We start from the raw sequence: 17,156 nt of genomic DNA, 5'->3' as shown, positions 1-17,156 counted from the left end.
AATAAATGGTCAAAAGGAAAAGGGGATATGCTAACGTGAGAGTGAATTTGAAATTTACGAACAAAGGGCAAGTTGCAGTCGAGAAGTTCAACAATGAGGAGCTTATCGAAATCTTTACCCGCTACATTAAAACGTTAAGCAAGAAGTATGATATCTCGGTTACTGTACCGGAGGATCTGAATGAGCAGATCTTGGCAGAGGGCACCGTAAAGGTCGTGTTGGATAAGATTAATTGTGACATGGACGCTTTTTTCAAGGAGCTTAGCCGGGATATTAAGGTGCCACTGGTCAAAAGATTGGGTACCAAATTGGATAACGTGTTTAAGACCGAGGTCGTGGAACAGAGCTAAGAATAAGGATCAAGCAAGTCTGGATGATGATTCGTAATATGAAATCATAAAACCTCCCGAATGGGGCGCATGGCTAGGCAATGTGCTCGTTCGGGAGGTTTTATATGTTTAAACTGCTCTATTCAGCAGGAAAATATGCAATGTCGGTCCGTTAGCGGGTGGTGGACGCAAGGCGCAGCTTGGCTAAATCAAACGAAGGAACAAGTCCTTCCTGTGCGGCGCGTCCGAGCAGTGCTTCGATGGCTGCGTATCCACTGTCGCCCAGATTGGCGGTGAAGTCGTTCACGTACAGGTCGATATGCGATTGGGCCACATCCGGAGACAGCTCCTGTGCATGGGACAATACATATTCGCTTGAGGCCTCGGGATGCTTCCAAGCATACTCGACAGAGGCGCGTATCCAGCCTGCGATCGCATCGAGGTCCAGTGAACGGCGGGCAATAATGGCTCCAAGCGGAATCGGGAGACCTGTATCTTCTTCCCACCAGTTGCCCAGATCCACTTGCTTGCTGAGACCGTAGGATGGATACGTGAAACGTGCCTCGTGAATAACCAGCCCGGCATCCATATGTCCGTCACGAACAGCAGGCATGATCTGGTCGAACGGCATCACGACAATTTCACCGACCCCTCCCGGCACATGCTTGGCCGCCCACAGGCGGAACAGGAGATAGGCCGTGGAGCGTTCACTCGGCACGGCTACACGCTTGCCGGACAGGGCTTCCGGGCCTTGAGCAGTGGTGTCTTCCTTGGTCAGCACGAGCGGTCCGCAGCCCCGGCCGAGTGCGCCGCCGCAAGGCAGCAGGGCGTATTCATCCAGCACCCAAGGGAGCGCAGCATAAGAGATTTTCATAACATCCAGCCCATTTGGCGTTACCGCCAGATTGTTGGTGATGTTGATATCGGCAAAAGTGATGTCCAGCTCAGGTGCGCCGGGAATCAAGCCATGCGCCAGGGCATGGAAGACAAAGGTGTCGTTGGGACAAGGTGAAAAAGCAATTTGCATCTATATAACCTCCGTTAATGTAGAGAATGCGGCTTCCAACGCTTGCAAAGCCTCTTTGATCCGCCAAGCTGCGCGGTCACGTGGACCCACGGCATTGGAAATCGTGCGGATTTCCATCACAGGCAGCTCCAGCTTGTTCGCCGCTACGGCTACCCCGTAGCCTTCCATCGCTTCGGCAGCAGCCCCGGGAATGCGCGTCGCCAGCCGTTCTGCGGTTGCCGCCGTACCTGTCGCCGTCGTGACGGTCAGAATCGGCCCGGCGACGGCTGTCTGTCCGGCGGCGCGCAGCGCCTGAACGAGCCGCTGCGTGGTTGCGCCGTTTACGGCGATTCGGCTGGAGCCGAAGCCCAGCTCGTCCACGCTGCTGAAGCCCTCCGCTGTCTCGGCCCCGAGGTCGGCGGCGATGATCGCGTCAGCGACGACGACGCTCTCCAGTGCGGCTACATCCACGAAGCCGCCGCCGATTCCGGCGCTGATGACCAAGCGGTAGCCACCGCCAGCCAGTGCCAACGCGGTCGAAGCCGCTGCGGACGGAGCGCCCACACCAGCCAGCTTAACTGCAAAGCGGCTGTCGCCTTTCAGCCCGCGCAGCACGGCTTCCCGTTCGCCCTCAACCGCGGTCATGATCAGGATGCGTCCGTCTGATGTTGTAGGCTCCATCGGTTGATTCCCCTTTAAATTTAGATAATATGCTACTTTATCATACTGCTTTTTGAAACGATGTTCAAAAAATAACGACAAAAAAAGCGCTCTGTGGCGCTTTTGGTATAAACCTGCAATATTTTTCACAAACCGAAAGCCAGCAGCATTGCTGCCTTAAATAATAACGATTACCCTGTGATAACAGTTGGACATCAGTTATTTTCAAGGTAAAAAAGCAATTCTAATCTGGAAGAACAGTACAGGCATAGCATATAATAATTATATCGGCTGATCCTTGGTGATCAACTGAAACATCGTGATATTGCGGTCATAATGGCTTTGGGTCCCATCCTGATTGCGCACCCGAATCATCTCGCTGCTGAACAATTCGATATATCCGCTGCCAATCTCGCAGTATACGCCCGTCGGGTCCTCCTGCCAGACTGAAACGAGATGCTGAGACAGCGCCGCGGTGAAAAATTCGATGTTTTTTTGCAGTACGCGTGGCGTTTTCTTGGGTTCCATAACGTAAATCCTCCCTATATGATGCCATTTGAAAATAAAGCAATTGAACGTGGCTGCTATGTGGCAAGTAACAACATGATAAAAATAACAAATATGGTGAAAAAGTACGGTTCGACAATCTACTACCTCAATGAAACAGACGTAATCACTGTACCCTTTAATGCTATTTTTGTAAAGTATCCGAGTGACCTTTTCAACATCAGGCTGCGTTTACACACATTTTACATTGCGTTTACACAGCTATGATGCTAGTGCGTTTCATCTAATAGTACAATGAAGCATAACTATACTGCATGATTGATGGAGGCCATATGTTGATAGAGAGTCAGAATAAGGATAAAGATAAAGCCGGGTCAGAACGCTACTTTAATCGGGATTTAAGCTGGATTGAATTTAACCGCCGTGTGCTTGAGGAAGCGCAGGATACAGATACACCGTTGCTGGAGAGAGCCAAATTTTTGGCGATTGTGTCCAGCAATCTGGATGAATTTATGGCTGTTCGGGTGGCAGAGACGCGAGAGAAGATCAAGGCCGGTTTTATGCAAAAGGACTTCACCGGATATACCCCCTCCGGTTTATACAAACGGCTGATTAAGCGCACGGTCTCGATGGTATCGGAGCAGTATCGAACCTATCGCGAAGTTTCTCGCCTGTTGACGAAAAAGGGGATTTTGCTGCTTGAATATGAGGGCTTGAATGCGACACAGCGCAAGTCTCTCGATACCTACTTTCATGAAATTATATTTCCGGTGCTGACGCCGATGGCGGTCGATCAGAGCCGTCCTTTTCCACTGGTTCATAATAAATACGTATATTTGGCAGTTGTATTGAGACGTCAAGGGGATACGGAGGAGGATAAGCCGTTTTTTGCCATCGTGCAGGTGCCTTCCAATATTCCGCGTGTCGTGTCTGTGCCGCTACGTTCCAATAGCAAGAAGAAATCATTCATTTTAATTGAAGAGCTGATCAAGCATCATATTCAAACGCTGTTCACGGGCTATGTGCCGGAATCGGTTCAAGCCTTTCGTGTTACGCGTAACTCCGATTTGTCCATTAATGAAGAAGAGATCGAAGATTTGCTCGAAGAGATTGAAAAAGAACTGCGTCGAAGAAGACGCGGTGCGCCGGTAAGGCTGGAAGTGGAAAAAGGGATTCATCCCTTTGCTTTGATGGAGCTTCAACGCGAATTCAAGCTGTTCGATCATGTGTTTGAGATGGACGGGCCGTTGGATCTGACGTTTTTGTCGTCTTTTGCCGATCATTTGGAGGGGTATTCGCATTTGAAATTTCCGGCAATCAAACCACTGTATCCGGAAGAACTGCCCCCGCAAGAGGATATTTTCAACGTACTTCGCAAACGGGACGTGCTCGTGTACCATCCGTATGAATCATTCGATGCGGTAACTGATTTTATCATTGAAGCGTCCGAGGACCCGGATGTGATGGCGATCAAAATGACTTTGTACCGTGTCAACGGTGAATCCAAGTTGATCCCGGCATTAGCTCGTGCGGCTGAATCGGGCAAGCAGGTAACGGTGGTCGTGGAGCTGAAAGCCCGCTTTGACGAGGCACGTAATATTGCCTGGGCACGCAAGCTTGAAAAAGCAGGCTGTCATGTAGTGTACGGTCTGGTCGGCTTGAAGACGCATGCCAAAATTATTCTCGTGGTACGCCACGAGCGCAACGCGCTCAAGCGCTACGTGCATGTGGGCACAGGCAATTACAATGAAAGTACAGCACGGGTGTATACGGATATCGGTTTGTTCACATCCGACCCGGTGCTTGGCGAGGATGCTTCCGAACTGTTTAATGAAATTACAGGCTTTTCCGCGCTCAAGACCTTGCAGGCTTTCACGGTGGCTCCAACAGGGATGAAGAATAAGCTGTTCGAGCTGATCCGCAGGGAAGCAGAGCAAGCTTTGGCAGGCAAGCCCGCCCGCATTATCGCCAAAATCAACTCCTTATCCAGTCAGGAGATGATTGATGAACTATATGCAGCTTCTCAGGCGGGTGTGAAGATTGATCTGATCATTAGAGGGGTCTGCTGCTTGCGTCCTGGTGTGGAAGGATTCAGCGAGAATATCAGCGTCATCAGTATTGTGGATCGCTTTCTGGAGCATTCCAGGCTGTTCTATTTTGAAAATGCAGGGGCTTCGGAGTTGTTCCTGTCCAGCGCGGACTGGATGACTCGCAACCTGACACGTCGGATTGAACTGATGTGCCCGATTTATGATGACCGGATCAAGGGGATGCTGTCGGATATTTTGCATTTGTCCCTGAGGGATAATGTGAAGGCGCGGCAGCTTCTGCCTAACGGTAGCTATCAGTTTGTGTCCAGAAACGACGAAGAGGCCCCTATGCGGAGCCAATCCGAAGCCATGAAGGTTAGAAATTGGAAGAAGGAAGAATGGACCACGACAACGTGAGGTTCCAAGCTTTTTGAAAATCTTTGGCGACAGCCTCCAGCTCCCGCTGTTCCAGAATCGGTTCACCCGTGCTTTCCAGACGAAGATGCAGTGCATCGTCTCCTGTGGTGGGATTGATGCTGGTGATAATACCGGATTCGCTCCGATCCATGCCAATCGCAAGCTGGAGCAGCGAGCCGAGTCGATGTACACGCGCTTCGTCGGAAGGCTCCAGAATATCGGCATGGGTGCGCAACAGACGGGGCGTACGGTTCTTGGGATGGTAGTCCGCGATCAACGCGGCCAATACCGTTTCGCGGTGGGACAGACCGCCGATGCCTGCATGCAGAATCCAGAACACGGAATGCTGGCGAAAATGGTAGTAATTTAGGGCTGCTCCGGTTTTGTACAGCGTTGCGGCGGTCAGCAGCAAACGTTTGTCCATCGCTGAGGACGACACGTCACCCCATACGTCAACGAGTTCGTCATAAAGTCGGACAGCGTACTCGTTAACTCGCTTGACGTGCGTTTCGCTAACCGGGACAGCGAATGAAAGTATATTGCGGATAGAAGCGATGAGTGGATTGTCGACCACAGGCTGTTCGGTATTGACCAGCTCATGAAACAGTCCGTCACGCAAGCCCGCTCCGCTGACCAAATAGGTGGAGCCTTGAGCGGCCTCGAATATCGCTTTCAATATAATGAGTCCTGGTACAATAATGTCGGCTCTGTCTTTGGACAGGCCGGCTGTTTTTTTGCGTTTTTCATAGGAGAGATGGGGCAGACTGACATAAAAATAATTGACATCTTCTGTCGTCATTTCGTAATGGTGTGTCACGGGCAACGAGTAATCCCGCCGCTTCTGATTGATTTTAGCCAAGGTACGCAAGGTACCGCCCAGACCGATGAACGGCAGGCCCGGATTGGAAAAGATCCAATCATGGTTTTGCAGCGAAGAACGGACGAAGCTCTCCATCTCCTCAATTTGCTGAGGGGACCATTCACCGTTCCTGACTTCCCGACCAAAGCGCCAATTCATGTTGACCGCGCCAAAAGGAAACGATACGGTATGAAGCCGCTGCCGCTCGCGGAACAGCGTAATTTCGGTGCTGCCGCCGCCAATATCTATAATAATCCCATCGCTCACATTCATTGTATTTACCACGCCCAGAAAGCCCGCATAGCCCTCCTGCTCTCCGCTCAGTATTTCCAGCGTTAAGCCCGTTTCCTCCGCGATCCATTGAACGATCTCATCTGAATTCGCCGCATTGCGGATGGCGGCTGTAGCTGCTGCACGCATACGAATGACCCCGTGCATACGGCATACTGCCATAAATTGATTCAGCAATGGAGCGATGCTCCGAACGGCCTCCCGTTCCATACGACCATTCGCTCCAACCTTCTCGCTCAGTCGTGCGGCTTCCTTGCATTCCTGCACAATCCGGTAGGCGCCTGTCTCTGTCATTTCATAGATTACTAGACGAATGGAGTTTGATCCAATGTCCATGATGCCGATTTTATTGTTCATGGTATGACCTCCTTGTCGAAAAAAACGATTTGCCCGTAAATTTCGCTGCTCCGTGCAAATGGTAGTCAGATTATTGTCATTGTACCAGTGATATCAGGTGCATGCTACCGTTGGCAGGGATTCTTGTCGAAATGGACTTGGGCCTTGACTATCATCCAAGAATAGCCGGTTGCTGTTGACTATCGGGTAAAAGTGGTGAAGGTGGGCCAGAAATGGGTTTTCCGGTCGGTGGTCGCACGTCATGCCCGTCCCGGACTAGTCATTACGAACCTGTGCAAAGGGGGAACTCTGATGAAGGGGATGGATGCACTTAAGAAGATTTATCCCCGCCGGGTGGCTGCCCGAAAGCGACGTGAAATGGTTAATCTTACACAGCGGTGTATTCCTGTACTGGAGAAAAGATTTCCGGGGATTGGACAATTGGGATTTGATTATGGACTTGATCCGAATGGACGGATAGGATTTTAGAGGTAAATACAAGACCCCAATAATCCTTGATCTTCTTAAATTAACTCCCATAAAATTCAATTTAGTAGATTGTAAATATAATATATATGTGTATACTATAAAAATATTTTTTTATTTACCAGCGTCAAAATCCTGTGTATAAGTATTGTCCACATTATCCCCTGTCACATATATGGCTTAACGACACTTACCAACAATTTATACACAGGATTTCCACAACATGCTGTGGATAACAGAACGCTTGTTCCGTTTTTGGTATTTTGATAGAATAGATTTTGAAATAAAAGGAAAGGTTGTGTCGAGGATGGCTATACTGACGGATGAAATGCTTTTGGATTCCTATCAGATGGCAATCGAGCTTAAACTTGAATGTGACTTCATTGCACTGTTGCTGGCTGAGATTCACAAAAGAAACTTAGAGATGAATACAGCCGTAGTCCTTCATTAGACCGGACAAGCTCTCGTACTGCGACTGTGAGGTCATTCAGGGTTCGAATGGCTTTACGGACAATCACTGCAACGAATAGGCACACCGTAGAAAAGGGTATTTCACTCCAACGATTCAAATTTGGAGTAAAATACCCTTTTTTGTCATAGTCTAGAATAGACTACAGTTTCATGTTACTACTGTGACCCGGGGACAGCTTGGCGTCCGGATCTACATAAACCTTGGCGTTGTTGACGGCCGTAGGCGCTTCACCGAAGCCGACAGCAATCAGCTTGAGCTTACCCGGATAGGTCGTAATGTCCCCTGCGGCGAAAATGCCGGGAATATTCGTTTCCTGACGGGAATCAACCACGATGGAGTTACTTTCGATTTCGATTCCCCATTCGGCAATCGGGCCGAGAGTGGATACAAATCCAAAGTTAACGATCACATCGTCCACTTCGATTTCCTGAGTTTCTTTGGTTTTTACATGAGCAAGGGTAACCTTCGTAATTGAGTCTTCCCCGTGCAGCTCTGTAATTTCAGTCGGTGTAACGACGTTTACTTTGGAAGCGAGGAGGTTTTCTACACTGTGTTCATGCGCACGGAACTTGTCGCGGCGGTGAATCAATGTAACCTGTTCTGCAATCGGTTCCAGCATAAGCGCCCAGTCTACCGCAGAGTCGCCGCCGCCGCTGATTAGCACTTTCCGGCCTGCAAATTTGCTCAGGTCGCTGACAAAGTAATGCAGGTTCGTTTTTTCAAAACGATCTGCGCCCGGCAGTTCCAGTCTGCGCGGCTCGAAAGCACCCACGCCAGCGGTAATAATGACCGCTTTTCCGTGATACTCGCCGCCTTTATCTGTTTTGACGATGAAGTGGCGCTCTTCCTTTTTCTCTAATGATACGACCTTCTCTTCTAACTGTACTTCTGGGTTAAAGTGGTTCATCTGCTGAACCAGATTGTTGACCAGTTCCTGTGCAGTCACTTTAGGAAAGCCAGCGACATCATAAATATATTTTTCAGGATAAAGGGCTGCAAGCTGGCCCCCGAGTTGGGGCATACTTTCAATTAAGGTGACGGATGCCTGACGCATTCCCCCGTAGAAAGCAGCGAAAATACCGGCTGGACCGCCCCCGATGATAATCAGATCGCGAAGTTCCGCATCTGTGGATTGAGCTGTCACTCTAAAAACACCTCCGAAAGGAATAGTATGGATAATGGTATTGAATATAGAATCAGCCGCATAGAGGTTAAGAAAGCCGCCGAACGTATGATTCACTGTTTATCATTATAGACTGCCGGGTTCCGCTTGCAAAGTTAAAGCTATTAATATTCGATGAAGACTTTCTATGTGTATAAATTAACCGTTTTCAGAGAAAAGCTGTGAATAATTAATAATTATGTATATCGGAAGGGGTAGAAGCATGAGCAGTATTCCCAAAATTGTCATTGTGGGCGCTGGGTATGGCGGTATATTGACGGCTCAGCAATTGCAAAAGGAGCTTAAGCACAATGAGGCGGACGTCACGCTGATCAACCGTCATGATTACCACTATATTACGACACATCTTCATATGCCTGCGGCAGGTACGGATACGATTGAGCATTCGAGGATTCCGATTGCGCAGCTAATCGATGAGTTCAAGGTGGATCTAATCAAAGGGACGGTTAAGGAAATCATACCGAAGGAGAAAAAAATCGTGTTGGAGGATGGATCGCTATCCTACGATTATCTGGTAATCGGATTGGGCGGGGAACCGGAAACCTTCGGTATTCAGGGGATGGATAAGTTCGCGCTTACAATTCGAAGCATTAACTCGGTTCGCTTGATCCGTGAGCATGTCGAATACCAGCTTGCTTTGTATAAAAATGACGGGAACCCCGGACGGCTAAATTTTGTAGTCGGAGGCGCGGGCTTTAGCGGGATTGAATTCGTAGCGGAGCTGGCGGACCGTCTGCCGCAATTGGCGAGAGCCTATGATATTGATTTTAACCGGATTCAAATTATTAACGTCGAGGCGGCTCCTACGGCATTGCCGGGCTTCGATCCGGAGCTGGTAGAATACGCGATGGATGTTCTCAAGCGCAAGGGCGTCACCTTCCGCATCGGTGTTCCCATTAAGGAATGTCTTGAGGATGGCGTCATTGTTGGTGAGGGTGAGAAAATCGAAGCTTGCACGGTCGTGTGGACTGGAGGTATTCGTGGTAACGGTCTGATCGAGAAAGCTGGATTTGAAGTGATGCGCGGACGTGTGAAGATCGACGATTTTCTGCGTGCACCGGGTCATGAGGACATTTTCATTATCGGGGACAGTTCTTTAATGTTTAATCCCGAAGGACGCCCGTATCCGCCGACCGCCCAAATTGCGATGCAGCAAGGGGTACTCTGTGCGAAGAATTTAGCAGCTACGCTACGGAAAAAGGAGCTGCACAAGTTCGTATTTTCCAATAAAGGAACGGTTGCTTCTCTTGGAAAAGGGGAGGCTGTCGCGGTCGTGGGCAATCGCAAAATAAAGGGCTGGATTGCCGCACAGCTGAAAAAAATTGTGGATATCCGCTATCTGTTCATCATTGGCGGGATTTCGCTGGTGCTGAAAAAAGGACGGTTTTTCTAAACTTGAACATGTAATAAACATAAAAAAATCCTGTGCGATCTTTGGGAGCTTGACAGATGCCAGGATTTTTTGACGTTAGCCGAGCGTTCTGGCGACAAACAAGCCGGTATCCGAGGCAGCGATCAAAAGCCAGCAAAAAAACAGCCGATCTGATGTTGGGTCTGGGTGAGATTAAAACACAGTTGGATGGATCGAAGAAAAATGAACCCATTAGGGAAATGCTTTCGTCAATGTGCATTTCATAAGACCAACGTGAGGGCTATTATAAGCTGATCGTAGCAGATTCGGGTCCTTCCAATATAGTACAGAAGTCTTCTTATATTCAACGAACAAATGTTCTATAATATAAGGACACATCTTATGTAGAAGGAGTAATCCTATGACGCTTGAAATGACGGAATCATATGTAGATGCTTTGGCTCCCAACGCGGCAGCGATAAAGAATGCTCAAGGACTTATCAAGAAGAAAAAGTTCGTCCATCTCCATCAATCCTCGGATGGCACGCTATTATTCGCTGAATGCTCCGGCAGTGGCAGCACGAATTATATATGCTCCGCCGATTTTATACAGCAGGAAAAGCCTGTATTTCGCTGTAATTGCCCCAGCCGCCAGTTTCCGTGCAAGCATGCTCTTGGGATGCTGTATGCCTACGTGGCAGGGGATACGTTTGATATAGCCGAAATACCGGAAGACATCATGGCTAAACGTGAAAAAATAGAAAAGCGCGAAGAAAAGCAGGCTCAGGCCATCGCTGCGGCTCCAGAGGAATCTGAGGCCAAAAAGAAACGGAAAACCACCGCCAGCAAAAATGCGCTCAAGAAAAAGGTGCAATCCCAGCTGGATGGTCTGGATACGCTGGAAAAGCTTACGTTGTCTCTCATTCGTGACGGTCTGGCAACTGTCGATAGCAAAATGGTCAAAAGCATTCAGGATCATGTGAAGCAGATGGGCAATTATTATTTATCGGGCGCGCAAAATGAGCTGCGCCGCCTTTCATTGCTCTTATCTGACGCTGCTCAACGGGAGCACCATTATACATATATCATCGGGCAATTCACCCGAATACATGCCCTGATTAAGAAAGGGCGCCAACACTTGCAAGCCAAGCTGGATGATCCGGAACTGGCCCTCGATCATGAATCCACCATTGAGGAGTGGCTGGGTCATGCGTGGCAGCTTAGCGAGTTGAAGGAAGTGAACCGCGTAACGGAACAGGCTGAACTGATTCAGCTATCCTTTGTCAGCTACGACGATGCGGCGAGGCAGGAATATGTGGATCTGGGGTACTGGTTCGAGCTGTCCACAGGCCTTGTACGCCGGACGTTACAATATCGTCCCTATAAGGCAGCCAAGCTCATGCGGGAGGAAGACAGCTTTTTTGATGTGGCCTGTGTAGACACACTGTACATCTATCCGGGTGACCTTAATCCCAGAGTACGCTGGGACGGCATGACGAGCAGACAATCTACGGCTGAGGATGTACAAGCCGTTGCCAAGCAAGGTGCGCATAGCTACAGTGAGGTACTGAAAATTGTGAAAAATCAGCTCAAAAACCCATTGGCAGACCCTCATCCAGCTGTATTGATTTATGCAAATGAAATTCAGCAGGCTGAGGATGGTACGTGGGTGGTAGCGGATGAACAGGGGCAGCAACTGATACTGGCTGATATTTCTGTAAACCTTCCGGGGACTGTTGATTTATTACCTTATGTACCGGAAGCACAACTAACAGACATGACTTTGTTCGGTGTATTCGAGCACCAAATGGATACCGGCCGATTGGTATTCCAGCCCTTGACGATCATTAAGGACCAGCAGATCACGCGACTCTTATATTGATCCGGTTTTATCTCAACTATGCATATCAGGAGGGATCTTATGAGTACCGTATTATTACAGGAGGTGTACAGTGAAGTACGCCGATTATATATTGCAGGCAGTGAACTGGCCTCCGACGATTTCAGGTTGAAGAAATTACTGCCGCGTGTGCAGCAATTAGGCGAGAGAGCGCCTGTGTTCAAGCGTATTGGCGAAGGAATAGCCGCGCTTATTACGCCGGATGTATCTTATCCGTCAGCGGAAGCCGAAGCTTCTACGTTGTCGGCAAGACGTTTGCAGGAGCTTGCTTTGCTGCTTACTTCAGTATTACGGACGCAGGGGAGCACAGCAACGGAAGGGAAGCTGGTAAGGGTGGAAACCCGTTCGCTGGATACTTCCAGCGCTTATTCTTATCGGCAAATAGCCGCCGTACAGGAAGCTTTGACGACGACCGGGGGCGGACGGTATGAGATTGTGACGAATGCGTATAAGGAAGGTCTTTTTCAGGATTTACGCCTGATTCCATTGGCGATCAGAGCACTTGAAGACCCGTATATAGAAATAGCCGAGTTCGCCATGAATAAGATTCTGCCTTCGTATGGCAAACCGATTGTTCCCCATATGCTGCAAACCCTCGATGCGCACGGTGGCAAACTGGAGTCACGCAAGTTGTCGGTCATTGGCAGTATTGATAAGGAAGGCTCACAGGAAGTAATTTATGAGGCGGCAGCATCCGGCTCCAATGATGTAAGAACGACGGCTATCGGATTTTTGGCAGGTCAGGAATCGTATGTGGAGTCGTTATTGGAATGGAGCGGAGATAAGAAGAAGCCTATCCGTGAAGCCGCTTATGCGGCTCTTGCACAGAGCGATTCTATTGCAGCCCAGGAACGATTATACGAAGCCTTTTCCAGTAAAGATATCGAGTTGGTGACGCTGGCGCTACGTGCCCATTTGCCCGAAGCACTTAAGGAAAAGCTAGCCTTGGATTTCAAGGAGGATTTGCACGCGTCCTTTGAGCTGAAAACCGATGCGAAGAAGCTGGACAAGCTTTCGAAAAAGATAGAGTACTTGTGTGCTGTATTTATAGATCAAACCAGTCCGTTACTGGATGAAATATATATATCCGTATTAAAAGATTCAGAGCATTTTAATGCGATTGGCTGGCATACGCTCGTCAATCATGCGCTGGATCATACGGAAAACATAGATTCAGAGGATGTATTGGACTTGCTGTTTCAGATGGAGGAGCGCAACATACAGTATCTGCCTTATGCCTTCCGTTCTGCTTACCGACAATTATCCCCGGCGCAATTGTATGAACGCTATGCCGGGAATATCGAATTAAAGTGGAAATCGAAAGTAATCCGAGAAGCCAAGGTAAGACGCCAAAAGCTGGTACAGACCTTATCTTCCTACATCATTCAACAAACCAGCGAGTATTATTCCTTGCCTTTTGAGGATCACGATTATCCGCACCTGTTGAATGTATGGGAGCTTCTTCCGCAGGAGGAAGTTCAACTGCGTTGGGACCCTCGTTGGCTGGATTGGGTGATCGAACAGGACGAGCTGGAATTGGCAGCCGGATTTGCACGTGCGGATCATCCGAAGAGTCAGGCGTTTTTACGTGATAAATTAAAGAAAAATCCCGAATTTCGCAATCGCTGGAGCTATCTCTTGTTGAAGGCACTGGAGCGGACGGGTATTTCGGCCAAGGAGAAAAACGACTTGCTGCTTACGATTTTGGGAGATAAGCGTAACAAGGATTGCTATATATTACAGCCGTATTGGTTTAACCAGCTGCTACAGTTGCCTCCTGAGGCAGCAGAACAGGTGGAAGAGGCTCAGTCCCGACATTATCATGAAGCCAAAAAGCAGCTTGCCTATATAACGGAAACACTGAAAGGGATGAGAGCATGACGGAAAATGTACAGGAACCATTGCAGGATATGATGAGGCAACCAGCCGAGCGTTTGTATGAGCATGAATTGGAGGCGTTGCGTCAGCATGATAAGGGGAGAATTCCGGCAGGGTGGCAAATGTCGCCTCAAGCGGTGCTGACCTTTATTACAGGCGGAAAAGCGGGCAAAACTGAAATCACACCCAAATATATCGGCAACCGACGTCTGATTGAAATGGCGATTGCTACTTTGGTGACGGATCGGGCATTGATGCTGATCGGAGAACCGGGCACCGCCAAATCATGGCTGTCCGAGAATCTGTCTGCTGCGATCTACGGTCATTCCGGTCTGGTGGTGCAGGGCACGGCAGGTACAAGCGAGGAGCATGTACGCTATTCGTGGAACTATGCCATGCTGCTGGCGAATGGACCGACGCCGGAAGCGTTGGTGCAAAGTCCGATTATGCGTGCAATGGAGAAGGGGGGTATTGCGCGTTTTGAAGAAATATCCAGATGTGCCTCCGAGGTGCAGGATGCGCTCATTTCCATTTTGTCTGAAAAAACAATTTCGGTACCCGAGCTGGGCAAGGAGATGAATGCACGTAAAGGCTTCTCCATTATTGCGACAGCCAATACGCGTGATCGCGGGGTTAATGAAATGTCGGCAGCGTTAAAGCGGCGCTTTAATATTATCGTGTTACCTGCGCCATCTACTCTCGAAACCGAGATGGAGATTGTCAAAAAAAGGGTCGGTGAAATCGCATCGGCTTATGACTTACAGGCGGCTGCTCCAGCAGACGAAGCTTTACATAAAGTTGTGACCATCTTCCGTGAATTACGCAGCGGTATGACGATTGATAAAAAGGATAAGGTGAAATCGCCCACAGGTGTCATTTCGACGGCAGAAGCGATCTCATTGCTGACAAATAGCATGGCACTGGCAGCCAGCTTTGGCAGTGGAGAATTGACGGATGAAGATCTGGCAGCAGGGCTTCAGGGGGCAATCGTCAAGGATGACGAGAAGGATCAGCTCGTGTGGAAAGAATATCTGGATCAGGTGATGAAAAAACGGGGTGCGGAGTGGCGCGGACTGTATAAAGCATGCAAGGAGATTAACGGGTGAGCATGAATGGCGGAGCCGTAGAGCAAGTAGGCGTGCATATATTTGGCGTGCGGCATCTTTCCCCCGGCGGTGCCAAGCATCTACTGGATGAATTAAATCATATTCGCCCGACTGCTGTTCTCATTGAGGGACCGTCCGATGCGACAGAAGAAATCAGGCATCTGGCTGAGCAGGCAACCCGCCCGCCTGTAGCCTTGCTTGCTTTTACAAGTGATTTGCCTGTACGAACGGCTTTATGGCCATTTGCTTCCTACTCACCGGAATATCAAGCAATGAAATGGGCCAACGCACATCATGCGATGTGTGCATTTATCGATTTACCTTCATCCGTCATGATCGGACTGGAAGATCTGCGAAGACAGACGCTCAAAGATGTGGATACTCCAGTTCAAGCAGAACATATAACGTCTTCTTCGATCTATGATCGAATTGCTGTCCTGGCTGGTGAGGACGACTATGATATGTACTGGGAACGGAATTATGAACACAATTTGAATCAAGGGGCATATCGGGAAGCGATTCTTGCCTTTTCATCTCATGTACGTGCTTTAACTGAGGAAGATGAACGTGTCACAGCCGTACACGAATTTGCTTATAACGCGATTCGCGAATCGTATATGCGCCGTAAAATTAAAGAGGCCATCACAGCAGGGCATGAACCGGAGCGTATTGTCGTCATCTGTGGTGCCTACCACGCTGCAGCTCTTGCTGATTTGTCTCACAGCATGACGGATGAGGAATTGAAATGTTTGCCCACGCGTGCCACACGTCTAACTCTCATGCCTTATTCGTATTATAAATTATCCTCCATGTCCGGCTACGGGGCAGGAAATCATGCACCCCATTATTTTGAAATGATGTGGAGCCGGATACAACAGGGAACATTAGACGAGCTTCCTCATGAGTACTTATCATCTGTTGCTCGCCAATTACGGCAAAAAGGGACGCATCGCTCCACCGCCGAGGTCATTGAAGCGGTGAGAATGGCGCAATCCCTATCCGCGCTCCGTGGCGGAAGCGCCCCGGTGCTGAGGGACTTGCGTGATGCGGCTCAGACCTTGCTTGGTCATGGCGATCTGTCTGTCGTGGCGGAAGCTTTGTCAGAGTTAAATGTAGGGACGGCGATTGGACAGCTGGCGGAAGGTGTCAGTCAGACGCCGCTTCAGGATGACTTGAACCGTTTATTCAAAAGCTTGAAGCTGACCAAGTACAAAACGACTGTAGCGACAGACTTGATGCTGGATCTACGGGAGAACCGACGCGCCAGCTCTGAGGCATCCGCGTATTTGGACTTGAACCGTTCTTTTTTGCTACATCGTTTAAAGGTGCTGGACATCCCTTTTGCCCAGTTCAGATCAGTGGGTCAGGAGCAGGCGACATGGGCGGAGCATTGGGTAGTTCAATGGTCCCCGGAGACCGAAATACAGGTTGTTGAATCTACGCTGCTGGGCGAAACGGTGGAGGTCGCGGCCGCTTATGTCATGCAGCAGAAGCTGGACGCCTGCCAAACGATTGCCGAGGCTTCACAACTGATTCTGATTGCTTGCGAATGCGGTATGGTGGCTCAATTAGAAAACGGTAGAAAAAATCTACAGCGCTTGGCAGCCGATCAGCAGGATGTCATACAAATGGCAGCTGCGGCTAAAGGATTATCGACCCTTATTCGTTATGGCGACATCCGGCGAATGGATACTTCGCTGCTTGTACCGCTTTTAGAGCAGTTATTTATGAGGTCCTGCCTGTTCCTCACTGATGCCAGTCATTGCAGTGATACGGTGGCTGTGGATATGGTAGAAGCGATTCAGGAACTCAACCGTATCGCTCTGGATCATAGTGAGCAGGTCGACCAGGAGTTATGGATACAGGAACTGCATCATCTCGCTGCACGGGATGACCTTAACCCCAAATGCTCAGGCTTTGCCTGTGCGTTGCTCCTGGAACGAAATGAGCTGACCCGTGAAGAATGCGCTGCTGAGGTATCGCGTCGGTTGTCGCCGGGTGTACCTGCTGATCTGGGGGCAGGCTGGTTTGAAGGCTTATCCATGCGTAACCGATATGTACTGCTGTCCCGCATGAGTTTGTGGGAGCAGCTAAATGAGTATATCGGCTCTTTGGACGAGGATGAATTTGTACGAGCTCTTGTATTTTTGCGCCGAGCTTTCAGTGTATTTAACTCCGGTGAAAAGACGATGATTGCTGAGCTGTTAGGCGAGTTATGGGGTGTGAATACAGAGCAGGCAGCGGAAGTATTGACGCAAGAGCTGAGGGAGGACGAGGCGAAAATGCTCGATGACTTGAATGATTTTGATTTTGAGGATTTTTAGGGATGACGATAAGCGGAGAAG

General features: G+C 49.2%; 14 protein-coding genes. 9 read left to right on the top strand and 5 right to left on the bottom strand.

Features of this window, described 5'->3' with window-relative positions; translation table 11 throughout:
• The first annotated feature begins 35 nt into the window (after positions 1-35).
• Entirely contained in the window at positions 36-350 is a 315-nt protein-coding gene (locus AC0WRU_RS19880) for a hypothetical protein (RefSeq protein ID WP_476126050.1), read from the top strand.
• Between the two features lie 151 nt (positions 351-501).
• On the opposite strand, the gene AC0WRU_RS19875 is transcribed toward AC0WRU_RS19880, so the two are convergent.
• From AC0WRU_RS19875 to AC0WRU_RS19865, 3 genes are all read right to left on the bottom strand, one after another.
• The gene (locus tag AC0WRU_RS19875) at positions 502-1,356 is read right to left on the bottom strand and encodes a 1,4-dihydroxy-6-naphthoate synthase (RefSeq protein ID WP_025682158.1); all 855 of its coding nucleotides are present in this window, start codon (positions 1,354-1,356) and stop codon (positions 502-504) included.
• Positions 1,357-2,016: a futalosine hydrolase gene (locus AC0WRU_RS19870; RefSeq protein ID WP_476128687.1), complete on the bottom strand. Its 660-nt coding sequence runs from the start codon at positions 2,014-2,016 to the stop codon at positions 1,357-1,359.
• A gap of 261 nt (positions 2,017-2,277) precedes the next feature.
• On the bottom strand, positions 2,278-2,523 hold the full coding sequence (locus tag AC0WRU_RS19865) for a hypothetical protein (RefSeq protein WP_044645463.1): 246 nt from the start codon (positions 2,521-2,523) through the stop codon (positions 2,278-2,280).
• Between the two features lie 311 nt (positions 2,524-2,834).
• Here AC0WRU_RS19865 and ppk1 point away from each other — a divergent pair, with 311 nt between their 5' ends.
• Positions 2,835-4,949 carry a polyphosphate kinase 1 gene (ppk1, locus tag AC0WRU_RS19860; RefSeq protein WP_476126049.1) on the top strand — a complete coding sequence of 705 codons (2,115 nt, stop codon included), beginning with the start codon at positions 2,835-2,837 and terminating at the stop codon, positions 4,947-4,949.
• Here ppk1 and AC0WRU_RS19855 read toward each other — a convergent pair.
• Positions 4,909-6,456 (bottom strand): Ppx/GppA phosphatase family protein, encoded by a 1,548-nt coding sequence (locus tag AC0WRU_RS19855; RefSeq protein WP_476126048.1) that lies wholly within the window; start codon positions 6,454-6,456, stop codon positions 4,909-4,911. The genes ppk1 and AC0WRU_RS19855 overlap by 41 nt on opposite strands.
• Before the next feature lie 201 nt (positions 6,457-6,657).
• Here AC0WRU_RS19855 and AC0WRU_RS19850 point away from each other — a divergent pair, with 201 nt between their 5' ends.
• Positions 6,658-6,924 carry a YheC/YheD family protein gene (locus AC0WRU_RS19850; protein ID WP_476126047.1) on the top strand — a complete coding sequence of 89 codons (267 nt, stop codon included), beginning with the start codon at positions 6,658-6,660 and terminating at the stop codon, positions 6,922-6,924.
• 304 nt (positions 6,925-7,228) lie between these two features.
• Positions 7,229-7,372: a sporulation histidine kinase inhibitor Sda gene (sda, locus tag AC0WRU_RS19845; RefSeq protein ID WP_025685447.1), complete on the top strand. Its 144-nt coding sequence runs from the start codon at positions 7,229-7,231 to the stop codon at positions 7,370-7,372.
• 160 nt (positions 7,373-7,532) lie between these two features.
• Here the strand turns inward: sda and AC0WRU_RS19840 are convergent, their stop codons facing one another.
• Positions 7,533-8,537, bottom strand: a complete 1,005-nt coding sequence (locus AC0WRU_RS19840; protein WP_025685446.1) for an NAD(P)/FAD-dependent oxidoreductase — start codon at positions 8,535-8,537, stop codon at positions 7,533-7,535.
• Between the two features lie 241 nt (positions 8,538-8,778).
• On the opposite strand from AC0WRU_RS19840, the gene AC0WRU_RS19835 reads away from it, so the two are divergent.
• The 5 genes from AC0WRU_RS19835 to AC0WRU_RS19815 all read left to right on the top strand — a co-directional run bounded on the left by AC0WRU_RS19835 (position 8,779) and on the right by AC0WRU_RS19815 (position 17,135).
• Positions 8,779-9,969: an NAD(P)/FAD-dependent oxidoreductase gene (locus tag AC0WRU_RS19835; RefSeq protein WP_476126046.1), complete on the top strand. Its 1,191-nt coding sequence runs from the start codon at positions 8,779-8,781 to the stop codon at positions 9,967-9,969.
• A 379-nt stretch (positions 9,970-10,348) separates the two neighbouring features.
• Positions 10,349-11,809, top strand: coding sequence for an SWIM zinc finger family protein (locus AC0WRU_RS19830; RefSeq protein WP_476126045.1), 1,461 nt, complete (start codon positions 10,349-10,351; stop codon positions 11,807-11,809).
• Positions 11,810-11,848: 39 nt separating this feature from the next.
• Complete coding sequence (locus tag AC0WRU_RS19825) at positions 11,849-13,708, top strand: HEAT repeat domain-containing protein (protein WP_476126044.1); 1,860 nt, start codon at positions 11,849-11,851, stop codon at positions 13,706-13,708.
• Entirely contained in the window at positions 13,705-14,811 is a 1,107-nt protein-coding gene (locus AC0WRU_RS19820; RefSeq protein ID WP_025685441.1) for an AAA family ATPase, read from the top strand. Before AC0WRU_RS19825 ends, AC0WRU_RS19820 begins: the two co-directional genes overlap by 4 nt.
• A gap of 2 nt (positions 14,812-14,813) precedes the next feature.
• Positions 14,814-17,135: a DUF5682 family protein gene (locus AC0WRU_RS19815; protein ID WP_476128686.1), complete on the top strand. Its 2,322-nt coding sequence runs from the start codon at positions 14,814-14,816 to the stop codon at positions 17,133-17,135.
• The last annotated feature ends 21 nt before the right edge of the window (positions 17,136-17,156 follow it).

This window comes from Paenibacillus sp. 1-8, assembly GCF_056316205.1.
Note: the sequence above shows the minus strand (reverse complement) of the source record. Positions and strands in the feature narration are given on the sequence as shown.